Below are 12,336 nucleotides of genomic sequence, written 5' to 3'. Positions count from 1 at the left end.
AGGCCTTCGCTAAAATCAAGCATTGGATGCGAATGGCCCAGAAGCGAACTATCGAGGACACCTGGCGCCAGGTCGGACACCTCGTAACAACCATCGAAGCTGACGAATGCCAAAACTATCTCGCAAACGCAGGATACGCTTCCGTCAAAACGTGAAGGACTCTATGAGCGCTCCTCGGACAGGATCGGCGCGCGGGCCGGGCTGGCGCTGGACATGGGCGAGAAGTTGTCGGGTGAATTTTCCGCCGGCTGGCTGCGCGAAAGCTTCGACGATGACCGGCTGCGCCCGGTATCGGGCCCGACCATTGCCGCCGCCATGAACTGGTCGCCCGAGCGCGGCACGATCATCCACCTTGCCGCATCGACGGAGGCGGAGGGCTCCACCGTCGCGGGCGAAAGCGGCTCGCTGCTGCATTCGCTACGGCTTTCCGCCGAACGCGAAATCCGCGCCAACCTGACCGCCAATGCGGCACTCGGCTTCGGCTATCGGGATTATTCCGGCTCGAACGGCCATGACACGATCTTCAGCGCCGAAGCCGGCGCGACGTGGTGGCTGAACCGTTATGCCGGCCTCACCGGCCGGCTGCGTCACGAACGCCTGCGCAGCAACCTGCCCTACCGCGACTATGACGCCAACAGCGTGTTCGTGGGCATGACCGTGCAAAGATAAGAAGGGTTCTTCTTACCCTTCCCCGGCAAGGCCCTATCGCTGTGCCCTGCGTCGTTCCATCGGGCGCAGGTCGCGCAGCATCCGCTCCAGCATGTCGGCGACATTCTCGTGCATGTCCGGGCGCCACAGCGCAAAGGCGACATTGGCTTCCACGAAACCCTCGGGCGAACCGCAATCGAAGGTGCGACCCTGATAGTGATAGCCGTAGAAAGGCTGCTCTTTCTCGAGCTTCAGCATGGCGTCGGTGAGCTGGATTTCGTTGCCCGCGCCCTTTTCCTGCCCTTCCAATATGTCGAAGATCTCGGGCTGCAATATGTAGCGGCCATTGATGTAGAGGTTCGACGGCGACGTGCCCGGCTTTGGCTTCTCCACCATGCCGGTGATCTCGAAGCCGGAATGAACCTCGCGCCCGCGCCCGACGATGCCGTATTTGTGCGTCTCGGCCGGATCGCATTCCTGAACCGCCACGATGTTGCTGCCGGTCTGCTCGTAAAGCTCGACCATCTGCTTCAGGCAGCTCTGGTCCATCTGCATGATCATGTCCGGCAGAAGCAGGGCGAAAGGCTCGTTGCCGACCAGATCGCGCGCGCACCAGACCGCATGGCCAAGGCCGAGCGGCACCTGCTGGCGGGTGAAGCTGGTCTGCCCCGGAGCCGGTTGCAGCCGCTGCAGGCGCGAGAGCTGGTCGTCCTTGCCGCGCTGCGCCAGCGTGTCATAGAGCTCGAACTGCACGTCGAAGTGGTCCTCGATGACAGCCTTGTTGCGGCCCGTCACGAAGATGAAATGCTCGATACCGGCCTCGCGCGCCTCATCGACCACATATTGGATGACCGGCCGGTCGACGACCGTCAGCATCTCCTTGGGAATGGATTTGGTGGCAGGCAGGAAACGCGTACCGAGACCGGCAACCGGGAAAACGGCTTTTCTGACTTTTTTCATAACGGCAATATCTCGTGAGGCAATAGCACTACTATCACGGTGCAAGACATTTTCATGACGAAATTGATGAATATTGAACGCTCTGGGTGCGCGCCCGATCACGGCAGCACTTTGGGGGACGTTTCATCGTCCGAATCTGCCTATGGTAAACCGATTGATAACCGCGTTCGGCGATGAATGAGTCTTCCAATCATCCTTAAGGAGGGACATATGCTCGTTCGCAAGACCGCAACACGCCTGGCGAGTTTCGCTGCGGCTGCCGGCCTGTCGCTCGCCCTGCTCCTTTCAGCGAGTCCCGCATCGGCGGATGCCGGCTTCCAGCGCTGGATCGCCGGGTTCCGCAGCACCGCCACGCAAAGCGGCATTTCCAAAGCCACCTTCGACCGTGCGTTCCGCAATGTGCGCGATGTCGATGCGGAAGTGCTGGAGAAGGCCCGTTACCAGCCAGAATTCACCGCGCCGGTTTGGGACTATTTCGACAACCGCGTGCATGATCAGTCGGTGGCGACCGGCCGCGCCATGGCGCGCAAGTGGAAGCCGTGGCTCGACCGCATCGAGGCCCGCTTCGGCGTCGACCGCCATATTCTGCTGGCCATCTGGTCGATGGAATCGAATTATGGCGAAATCCTCAAGAACGACCAGGTGATGCGCAATGTCGTGCGCTCGCTGGCAACGCTGGCCTATGCCGATAAGCGCCGCGCCAAATTCGCACGCACCCAGCTCATCTCGGCGCTGAAGATCCTGCAGAGCGGCGACATCGACGAAAGCCATCTGATGGGCTCCTGGGCCGGCGCCATGGGTCATACCCAATTCATTCCGACCAGCTATCAGCACTATGCGGTGGACATGGACGGCAACGGCAAGCGCGACATCTGGAACTCGATACCGGATGCGCTGGCCACAGCCGCCAACCTGCTGCACAAGAACGGCTGGCAGACCGGCCGCACCTGGGGCTACGAGGTGACGCTGCCGGCAGGACGCAAGTTCCCGGCCGGCTCGCTGTCGCTGGCGAAGTGGCAAGGCCTCGGCCTAACCCGCGCCAGAAGCAAACCCTTCCCAAGCAGCTCCGATATCGCCGAGCTGAAGGTGCCGGATGGCCGTCAGGGACCTGCCTTCCTCGTCACCAAGAATTTCTCGGTGCTGAAGCGCTACAACAATGCCGACAAATACGCTCTGGCCGTGGGTCTTCTGGCCGACGAGATCGCCGGCTATGGCGGCCTTGTGCGCGACTGGAACCGGCCCTTCACCAAGCTCAGCTTCGAGGAAAAGCAGGAACTCCAGCAGCGCCTTTCGGCTTATGGCTATTACGATGGCAAGTTCGACGGTAAGATAGGCCAGGGCTCGCGAGCGGCAATCATGGCGTTCCAGGCCAAGGCCGGCATGGAACAGGATGGCCATCCGAGCATGGAAGTGCTCTCGGTGCTGAGGAAGCGCTGACGCCTTCCGCGCCCGTTGCGACACCGGAGGGAACCAACATGCCACCGAGATCGCGGCTTCCGTTGCCGACACGAATTCCAGCGCTATTTCTGGCGCTGGCCGTGCTGGTGACCGGCCTGTCGGTGCCTTCCTTTGCGCAGGCGCAGGAGCCCTCCTATCGCCCATGGTCGTTGCGCGACCTGTTCTTTCCACGCCGCGAGCCACGCTATTACGAGCCGCCGGCGGAAGTGCCCGCCGCCCGCTCGAAGCGCCGCACCAAACCCAAGGTGCGAAAGAGCAACGAAGGCGCGGCAATTACCAAGCCGCGCTCTGCTGCGCCCGCAGAGCCGGCAGCGCCTGCCGCCGTCGAGAAGCAGGATGATGCCAAGGTGGTTCTCGTCATCGGCGATTTCCTCGGCGGCGGGCTCGCCGACGGGCTGGATACTGTTTATGCCCAAAACCCGAAGGTCAGGGTCATCGACCGCACAAAGGGCTCGTCCGGCTTCGTGCGCGACGACTATTATGACTGGCCCAAGGAAGCCGGCGCGCTGCTCGATGCGGAAAAGCCGGCCGTGGTCGTCGTCATGCTGGGCTCCAACGACCGCCAGCAGATGCGCGTTGCCGGAGTAAGCGAGACACCGCGCAGCGACAACTGGACCAGGGAGTATGAGCGCCGCGCCGAAGCGCTCGCCAAGGTCATCTCGGACAGGAAGATACCTTTCGTCTGGGTCGGGGTGCCGGCCTTCAAATTCTCCAAGATGACGGCCGACATGCTGGCCTTCAACGACGTCTATCACGCTGCCGCCGATACGGCCGGGGCGGAGTTCGTGGATGTGTGGGACGGCTTCGTCGACGAGAATGGCGCCTTCGTGATCAACGGGCCGGATGTGGAAGGCCAGCCCGTGCGCCTGCGTTCCGACGACGGCATAAATTTCACCAAGGCAGGCAAGCGCAAGCTCGCTTTCTACGCCGAGAAGCCGCTGAACAAGATTCTGGGTGTCACCGAAACCCCTGCAGCCGGCCTGTCGGCGCCCGCTTCCGGCACGGCAACCGACCTTAAAAATGCAGCACCCGTCGATCGAACCGCACCCATTTCGCTGAACGATCCGGCGCTCGACGGCGGCAACGAACTGCTCGGCGCGCAGATGGAGGTCAAGCCGGAAACTTCGGATTCGCCCGGCGGCAAACTGCTCGTCAAGGGCATCGCGTCTGCGCCCTCACCCGGCCGCGCCGACGATTTCATGCTGCCTCCGGGTTCGACACCGCCGCCCACGGTGGCAGCCCGTCGTGGCAAGCCCGTTATCACGGCCGCCCCCTGACGTCACGGACCCAGGTTGCAACGGTCCGCTGTCACCCATCCGGAAACGGAAAGGGGCACCAATTGCGTGCCCCTCTCATTTTTGCTTTCGCATAGTGTCAGCGCGGAAGGACGCTTGCGCCCATCAACGCCTCGTCGATCGCGCGGGCGGCCTGGCGGCCCTCGCGGATCGCCCATACCACCAGTGACTGGCCGCGCCGCACGTCGCCCGCCGCATAGAGCTTGTCGATGCTGGTACGATAGTCATGCTCGCTGGCGACGACATTGGTCGAGCGACGGCTGTCGACACCGGTCTTCAACGCGCCGCCCAGTTCGTCCACTACCCCGCCTGAGATCGGACCGGCAAAGCCGATGGCGATAAAGGCGATATCGGCACGAATGACGAATTCGGTGCCGGCGATCGGCTTGCGCCTGTCATCCACCTCGCAGCATTTCACGCCGGTGAGCTGACCGTCCTCGCCGATGAATTCCAGCGTTGCAACCTGGAACTCGCGTTCCGCGCCCTCGGCCTGCGAAGACGAGGTGCGCATCTTGGTCGCCCAATAGGGCCAGACGGCGAGCTTGTTTTCCTTTTCCGGCGGCTGCGGACGAATGTCGAGCTGCGTCACACGCACCGCACCCTGCCGGAATGCCGTGCCGATGCAGTCGGAAGCGGTGTCGCCGCCGCCCACCACCACGACCTGCTGACCGCCAGCTAAAATCGGCTCGCCGGCCCAGGCAGTGGACTGGATATCCTCCTGCGCAACCCGCTTGTTCTGCTGGACCAGATAAGGCATCGCATCGAACACGCCCTGGAGATTGTCGCCGGGAATATTGGCCGCGCGCGGGGTTTCGGAACCGCCGCAGTAGAGCACCGCGTCATATTCGGCCAGAAGTTCCGACACCTTTTTGTCGACACCGACATTGACGTTGCAGAAGAAGGTCACGCCCTCGCCCTGCATCTGCTCGACGCGGCGGTCGATATGGTGCTTCTCCATCTTGAAATCGGGAATGCCGTAGCGCAGCAACCCGCCCGGACGGCTTTCGCGCTCATAGACATGCACCTCGTGGCCGACCCGGCCAAGCTGCTGGGCGGCGGCCATGCCGGCCGGGCCCGAGCCGATGATGGCCACGCGCCTGCCCGTCTTCGTCTCCGCCGGCCGGGGGCGGATCATGCCAAGCTCATAGGCCTTGTCGGCGAGCGCCTGCTCGACCGTCTTGATCGCGACCGGAATGTCCTCGAGGTTCAGCGTGCACGCCTCCTCACAAGGTGCGGGGCAGACGCGGCCGGTGAATTCGGGGAAGTTGTTGGTCGAATGCAGATTGCGGATCGCACTCTCCCAATCGCCATTGTAGACGAGGTCGTTCCAGTCCGGAATCTGGTTGTGGATCGGGCAGCCGGTCGGTCCGTGACAGAAGGGCACGCCGCAATCCATGCAGCGCGCTGCCTGCTTTTCCACTTCCTTGTCCGATAGCGGCAGCGTGAATTCGCGAAAATGGCGAATGCGATCGGCGGCAGGCTGATACTTGTGCACCTGCCGGTCGATCTCGAGAAAACCTGTAACCTTGCCCATTTCAAAAACTCTTGTTCGTGGGGCCGCAAAAAAACGGCGTCAAACGCAGTCGGTGAGGATGACGATCCGGGCGGAACCTCTGCCGCCCGCCGCCTCGCGCGAAAGCCGGCCTTACTCGGCCGCCACGCCCATTCTCATGCGTTCCATCTCGATCAGCGCGCGACGATATTCTACCGGCATGACCTTGCGGAATTTCGGCCGGTAGTCCGCCCAGTTGTCCAGTATCTGCCTGGCGCGCCCCGACCCGGTGTAGTGCACATGGTTCGAGATGAGCTGGTAGAGACGCTCCTCGTCATGGCTGGTCATGTCGCCCGACACGTCAACGCGGCCCTTGTGGGCAATGTCGCCGCCGTGGTGATGCAGCTTCTCGAGCATGTCGTCCTCTTCGGGAACGGGTTCCAGCTCGACCATGGCCATGTTGCAGCGCTCGGCGAAATCGCCTTCCTCATCCAGCACATAGGCGACGCCGCCCGACATGCCGGCCGCGAAGTTGCGCCCGGTCTTGCCGATCACGACCACCACGCCGCCGGTCATGTATTCGCAGCCGTGGTCGCCCACGCCCTCCACGACCGCCACCGCGCCGGAATTGCGCACGGCGAATCGTTCGCCGGCCACGCCCCGGAAGTAGCACTCGCCCTCGATGGCCCCGTAAAGCACGGTATTGCCAACGATGATCGACTCTTCCGGTATGATGCGCGCGCCTTCCGGCGGGCGGATGACGATGCGGCCGCCGGACAGGCCCTTGCCGACATAGTCGTTGCCGTCGCCGATCAGCTCGAACGACACGCCGCGCGCCAGGAAAGCTCCGAAGGACTGGCCGGCGGTGCCGGTCAGCTTCACCGAAATGGTGTCCTCGCGCAGGCCCTTGTGGCGGAAGCGCTTGACCACCTCGCCCGACAGCATCGCGCCGGTCGAGCGATCGACATTGCGGATCTCAGCCTCGATCGTCACCGGCTGGCGCGCATCGAGCGCGGGCCTGGCCTGCTCGATCAGCTTGCGGTCGAGCACATCGTCGATCGGGTGTTTCTGCCACTCGGTCCAGTGGGTCGCCTCGGCCGCGGCCTCGGGCTTGTAGAACATGCGGCTGAAGTCCAGCCCGCGTGCCTTCCAATGTTCGATGACGGCGCGCTTCTCCAGGAGATCAGTGTTGCCGATGATCTGGTCGAGATGGGTGAAGCCCATATCGGCGAGCAGCTCGCGCACCTCTTCCGCGACATAGAAGAAGTAGTTGATGACATGCTCGGGCGTGCCCTTGAAGCGCTTGCGCAGCACCGGGTCCTGAGTGGCGACACCAACCGGACAGGTGTTGAGATGGCACTTGCGCATCATGATGCAGCCCGCCGCGATCAGCGGCGCGGTGGAAAAGCCGAACTCGTCGGCTCCGAGCAATGCGCCGATGACGACGTCGCGGCCGGTACGCAGGCCGCCATCGACCTGAAGGGCGACACGGCTGCGCAGGCCGTTCAGCACCAGCGTCTGGTGCGTCTCGGCAAGGCCCATTTCCCATGGGGAGCCGGCATGCTTCAGTGAGGTGAGCGGCGAGGCACCCGTGCCGCCGTCATAGCCGGCAATGGTGATGTGGTCGGCGCGCGCCTTGGCCACGCCCGCCGCCACCGTGCCGACGCCGACCTCGGAGACGAGCTTGACCGACACGTCGGCCGCCGGATTGACGTTCTTCAGATCGTAGATGAGCTGCGCCAGATCCTCGATCGAATAGATGTCATGGTGCGGCGGCGGCGAGATCAGGCCCACGCCCGGCGTGGAGTGGCGGGTCTTGGCGATGGTCGCATCGACCTTGTGGCCGGGAAGCTGGCCGCCCTCGCCGGGCTTGGCGCCTTGGGCCACCTTGATCTGCATCATGTCGGAGTTGACGAGATATTCCGCCGTCACACCAAAGCGGCCGGAAGCCACCTGCTTGATCGCCGAGCGCTCGGGATTGGGCTTGCCGTCCGGCAGCGGGAAATAGCGATCCGGCTCTTCCCCCCCCTCGCCAGTATTCGACTTGCCGCCAATGGCGTTCATGGCCCGCGCCAGCGTGGTGTGCGCCTCGCGTGAAATCGAGCCGAAGGACATCGCCCCGGTGGAGAAGCGCCGGACGATCTCGGCCGCCGGCATCACCTCGTCGAGCGCCACCGGCTTGCGGCCGGTCTGCCCGGCGAGCCTGATGTCGAACAGGCCGCGGATGGTCCTTGCATTGGCGGTCTCGCTGTTGATCTGGGCGGAAAACTCCTTGAAGGTTTCCCACGAGCCCTTGCGCACCGCGTGCTGCAACGACGCCACCGCGTCCGGCGACCAGATATGCGCCTCGCCGCGCATCCGGTACATATATTCACCACCCACTTCGAGCGCGTTGCGCAGCACCGGATCGTCACCGAACGCCTCGGCATGGCGGCGCACGGTTTCGGTAGAGATTTCCTCAAGCCCCACGCCCTCGATGAGCGTTGCCGTGCCAGTGAAATACTTGTCCACGAAGTCCGATTTCAGGCCCACCGCGTCGAAGATCTGCGCACCGCAATAGGACTGGTAGGTCGAGATGCCCATCTTGGACATGACCTTGAGAATGCCCTTGCCGATGGACTTGATGTAGCGGTTCACCACCTCATGCTCGTCCACTTCCGGCGGGAAGGCGCCGCGCCGATGCATGTCGACCAGCGTGTCGAAGGCGAGATAGGGGTTGATCGCCTCCGCGCCATAGCCGGCGAGACAGCAGAAATGATGGATTTCGCGCGGCTCGCCCGATTCGACCACCAGGCCGACAGCCGTGCGCAGACCCTTGCGGATCAGGTGATGGTGCACGGCGGCCGTGGCCAGCAGCGTCGGGATGTCGATGCGGTCCGGCCCGACCTGACGGTCGGAAAGCACGATGATGTTGTAGCCGCCGACGACGGCGGCTTCCGCGCGTTCGCACAGACGCTCAATGGCTGCCGGCATGCCGGCCGCACCCTCATTGGCGGCATAGGTGATGTCGATGGTCTTGGTGTCGAAGCGATCCTCGGTGTGGCCGATGGAGCGGATCTTCTCCAGATCGGCATTGGTGAGGATCGGTTGGCGCACCTCCAGCCGCTTGCGCCGCGAGGTGCCGACGAGATCGAAGATGTTGGGCCGAGGTCCGATGAAGGACACGAGGCTCATCACCAGTTCCTCGCGGATCGGGTCGATCGGCGGGTTGGTCACCTGCGCGAAATTCTGCTTGAAATAGGTGTAGAGCAGCTTCGCCTTGTCCGACATCGCCGAAATCGGCGTGTCGGTGCCCATCGAGCCCACAGCCTCCTGCGCGGTGGTCGCCATGGGCGACATCAAGAGCTTGAGGTCTTCCTGCGTATAGCCGAAAGCCTGCTGACGATCGAGCAGCGAGACATCCTTGCGCAGCGCGCGCGGCTCAACCGGCTTCAGCTCCTCCAGAATGAGCTGGGTATTGGCCAGCCACTGCTTGTAGGGATGCCTGGCCGCGATCTCCGACTTGATCTCCTCGTCGGAAATGATGCGGCCCTTTTCGAGGTCGATCAGCAGCATCTTGCCGGGCTGCAAGCGCCACTTGCGGACGATACGCTCTTCCGCCACCGGCAGCACGCCGGCCTCCGAGGCCATGATGACGCGATCATCGTCGGTAACGATGTAGCGCGCGGGCCTGAGCCCGTTGCGGTCGAGCGTCGCGCCGATCTGGCGGCCATCGGTGAAGGCGACCGCCGCCGGGCCGTCCCACGGCTCCATGAGGGCTGCGTGGTATTCGTAGAATGCGCGGCGCGCTTCGCCCATCAGCTTGTTGCCGGCCCAGGCCTCCGGGATCAGCATCATCATGGCATGCGCCAGCGAGTAGCCGCCCTGCCAGAGGAATTCGAGCGCGTTGTCGAAACAGGCCGTGTCGGACTGGCCCTCGTAGGAGATCGGCCACAGCTTGGAGATGTCGTTGCCGAACAGTTCCGAATCGACCGAAGCCTGACGCGCCGCCATCCAGTTGTTGTTGCCGCGCACCGTGTTGATCTCGCCATTATGCGCGACCATGCGGTAGGGATGCGCCAGCTTCCACGACGGGAAGGTGTTGGTCGAAAAGCGCTGGTGGACGAGGATCAGCGCCGTCTCGAAGCGCGGGTCTGACAGGTCCTTGTAGTAGGCGCCGACCTGATAGGCCAGAAACATGCCCTTGTAGACGATGGTGCGCGACGACATGGACACGCAGTATGCGCCGATGTCGCGATCGTCGTTTTCGGCATAGATGCGGCCGGAAATCACCTTGCGCAGGATGTAGAGCCGGCGCTCGTAATCGTCGTCGTTTTCCAGTTCGGCGGGGCGGCCGAAAAATGCCTGAAGGTGATGGGGCTCGGCTGCCGCGATCTCCGGAGCCTTCGACAGCGACGTACTGTCGACCGGCACGTCACGGAAGCCAAGGAAGGGAATGCCTTCGGACTGGGCGGCCTCGCGGATGATACCCTCTATATGCCCGCGCTGACTGGCCTCCTGCGGCATGAACCAGTGACCCACGCCGTAGTCGCCGGCTGCCGGCAGTTCGATGCCTTGAGCGGCCATTTCCTCGCGAAAGAAGCGGTCGGGAATCTGCACCAGGACGCCCGCGCCGTCGCCGACCAGCGGATCGGCGCCCACCGCGCCGCGATGGGTGAGATTGTTGAGGATGAACAGGCCGTCCTCGACGATTCCGTGCGACTTCTGGCCCTTCATGTTGGCGATGAAGCCGACGCCGCAGGCATCATGCTCGTTGCGCGGGTCGTAGAGCCCTTGGGCGGCCGGTGGAATGCAGGTTGCCGGAGGAATGGTGGTAGTGGCGGTGGTTTTGGCGGCCATGGCTTTCGTCTGCGCGTGCGCCAAAGGCTGCGTCGTCACAGAAGTCGTCATGTCCGTCATTGGCTTTCTTCTTTCGCTCTCTCCTGCCCTTGCGGGCATTTTCACATCGCCGCCTGCCGACGGGTTATCCGAAGGTCGGCGGCACCCGTTGTAGAAGTTCCACGGCAAAGACATGTCGTTGGCGTCGCATGCCCATCCTTGTGAGATGCACGATAGGTCCGCAGTCAGATGCGGCTGTTCCGGCATCACACGCAGCGACAACCGGATCCGCCATTATAGGCCAAATCCGGCCGGTTTTTGCGCAGAAAATAAGACAGCACTGCTGTCCTAATTTTTTTATCGCAGACTTTTTCCACGCGCACAAGACCGATTCACAAAAAACCGACATCAATTGCGTAATAAAATTGCGCAATCAGGAGTGGTTATGCCCCTGCATCCATGACTTGCAACGATTTTATGGAAACAGCCGGACAGAGATTTTTGCGCGCTGGCTCTTGCGGCCATGCGCCGAAACTGGCCAAGGTCGCGCCGGTTTCAATCGATTTTCCGGAAAAAGCGCACCATGTTTTTTGCTTCCGACAATTGGGCTGGCGCCCACCCCAAGATTTCCGCCGCTCTGTCGGCCCATGCCACCGGTTTTGCCTCCCCCTATGGCACCAGCGACATCGACCACGCGGTGGAAGAGCGTTTCAAGGAAATTTTCGAGCGCGACCTTGCCGTTTTCTTCGTGGCCACCGGCACGGCGGCCAACTCCTTGTCGCTGGCAACCGTCAGCCGGATCGGCGGCGTCGCCTTCATGCACCGCGAAGCCCATATGATCGAGGACGAGTGCGGCGCACCGGAATTCCTGACCGGCGGCGCAAGGCTGCGCCCGGTGGACGGGTCGCTCGGCCGCATGACGGCGGAAAATCTGGAGCGCGCCATCTCTCATTTCGAGCCCGAAGCCGTGCATGCCGGGCGGCCGATGGCGGTTTCCGTCACGCAGGCGACCGAAGTCGGCACCGTCTATGGTCTCGACGACATCGAAACCATTGCGGCAGTGGCCAGAAAGCGCAATCTGCCCATCCATATGGATGGCGCACGCTTCGCCAATGCGCTTATCGCGCTGGACACGACCCCCGCCGAAATGACGTGGAAGCGCGGCATCGACATCGTCTCCTTCGGCGGAACCAAGAATGGCTGCTGGTGTGCGGAAGCGGTGGTGCTGTTCGACACGTCAAAGGCGCACGAATTCGGCTTCCTGCGCAAGCGTTCGGCGCAGCTCTTCTCCAAGTCGCGTTTCATCGGCGCGCAGTTCGATGCCTATTTCGCCGACGATCTGTGGCTGGAAACGGCTCGTCATTCCAACGCCATGTCGGCGCGGCTGGCTGACGCGATCGAGGCTTCGGCCAAGGCACGGCTTGCGTGGCGGCCGCAGGTCAACGAGGTCTTCGCCATCCTGGACAGCGACATGATCAGGAAGGCAACGGAAGCGGGCGCGGCGTTCTATCCGTGGAACCCGCCGAGCTGGTTTGCCGGGCCGATCGCGGAGAACGAAACCATGTGCCGGTTCGTCACCAGCTACGCAACCACTTCCGAAGAAGTGGACCGCTTCGGCGCGCTGATCGCCTGACGCCGGCGCGAGGCATATCTGACGACAAAAAG

The 12,336-nt window shown here is 63.0% G+C and carries 6 protein-coding genes and 2 pseudogenes; 5 read left to right on the top strand and 3 right to left on the bottom strand.

Annotation, left to right across the window (positions count from 1 at the left end; translation table 11 throughout):
* A pseudogene (locus tag C7441_RS22775) lies at positions 1 to 155 on the top strand (IS630 family transposase); the annotation flags it as partial.
* A gap of 7 nt (positions 156 to 162) precedes the next feature.
* Positions 163 to 669, top strand: a pseudogene (locus C7441_RS22770) (outer membrane beta-barrel protein); the annotation flags it as partial.
* A gap of 33 nt (positions 670 to 702) precedes the next feature.
* Here the strand turns inward: C7441_RS22770 and galU are convergent.
* Complete coding sequence (gene galU, locus C7441_RS22765; protein WP_019171010.1) at positions 703 to 1,608, bottom strand: UTP--glucose-1-phosphate uridylyltransferase GalU; 906 nt, start codon at positions 1,606 to 1,608, stop codon at positions 703 to 705.
* Positions 1,609 to 1,818: 210 nt separating this feature from the next.
* Here galU and C7441_RS22760 point away from each other — a divergent pair, with 210 nt between their 5' ends.
* Both C7441_RS22760 and C7441_RS22755 read left to right on the top strand, forming a co-directional pair.
* Positions 1,819 to 3,045 (top strand): lytic murein transglycosylase, encoded by a 1,227-nt coding sequence (locus C7441_RS22760; RefSeq protein ID WP_109614837.1) that lies wholly within the window; start codon positions 1,819 to 1,821, stop codon positions 3,043 to 3,045.
* A gap of 38 nt (positions 3,046 to 3,083) precedes the next feature.
* Positions 3,084 to 4,343, top strand: coding sequence for an SGNH/GDSL hydrolase family protein (locus tag C7441_RS22755; RefSeq protein WP_170125238.1), 1,260 nt, complete (start codon positions 3,084 to 3,086; stop codon positions 4,341 to 4,343).
* Positions 4,344 to 4,440: 97 nt separating this feature from the next.
* Here the strand turns inward: C7441_RS22755 and C7441_RS22750 are convergent, their stop codons facing one another.
* Positions 4,441 to 5,895, bottom strand: coding sequence for a glutamate synthase subunit beta (locus C7441_RS22750; RefSeq protein WP_109614835.1), 1,455 nt, complete (start codon positions 5,893 to 5,895; stop codon positions 4,441 to 4,443).
* A gap of 111 nt (positions 5,896 to 6,006) precedes the next feature.
* Positions 6,007 to 10,752: a glutamate synthase large subunit gene (gene gltB, locus C7441_RS22745; RefSeq protein WP_109614834.1), complete on the bottom strand. Its 4,746-nt coding sequence runs from the start codon at positions 10,750 to 10,752 to the stop codon at positions 6,007 to 6,009.
* Positions 10,753 to 11,254: 502 nt separating this feature from the next.
* Here gltB and C7441_RS22740 point away from each other — a divergent pair.
* On the top strand, positions 11,255 to 12,304 hold the full coding sequence (locus C7441_RS22740) for a threonine aldolase family protein (RefSeq protein ID WP_109614833.1): 1,050 nt from the start codon (positions 11,255 to 11,257) through the stop codon (positions 12,302 to 12,304).
* Positions 12,305 to 12,336 lie beyond the last annotated feature (32 nt).

Source organism: Pseudaminobacter salicylatoxidans, assembly GCF_003148475.1.
Classification (GTDB): domain Bacteria; phylum Pseudomonadota; class Alphaproteobacteria; order Rhizobiales; family Rhizobiaceae; genus Pseudaminobacter; species Pseudaminobacter salicylatoxidans.
Note: the sequence above shows the minus strand (reverse complement) of the source record. Positions and strands in the feature narration are given on the sequence as shown.

Bases quoted from the DNA above. Each gene is read 5' to 3' on its own strand.
- galU (WP_019171010.1), bottom strand. From the start codon at position 1,608: ATGAAAAAAGTCAGAAAAGCCGTTTTCCCGGTTGCCGGTCTCGGTACG.
- gltB (WP_109614834.1), bottom strand. From the start codon at position 10,752: ATGACGGACATGACGACTTCTGTGACGACGCAGCCTTTGGCGCACGCG.
- C7441_RS22740 (WP_109614833.1), top strand. From the start codon at position 11,255: ATGTTTTTTGCTTCCGACAATTGGGCTGGCGCCCACCCCAAGATTTCC.
- C7441_RS22750 (WP_109614835.1), bottom strand. From the start codon at position 5,895: ATGGGCAAGGTTACAGGTTTTCTCGAGATCGACCGGCAGGTGCACAAG.
- C7441_RS22755 (WP_170125238.1), top strand. From the start codon at position 3,084: ATGCCACCGAGATCGCGGCTTCCGTTGCCGACACGAATTCCAGCGCTA.
- C7441_RS22760 (WP_109614837.1), top strand. From the start codon at position 1,819: ATGCTCGTTCGCAAGACCGCAACACGCCTGGCGAGTTTCGCTGCGGCT.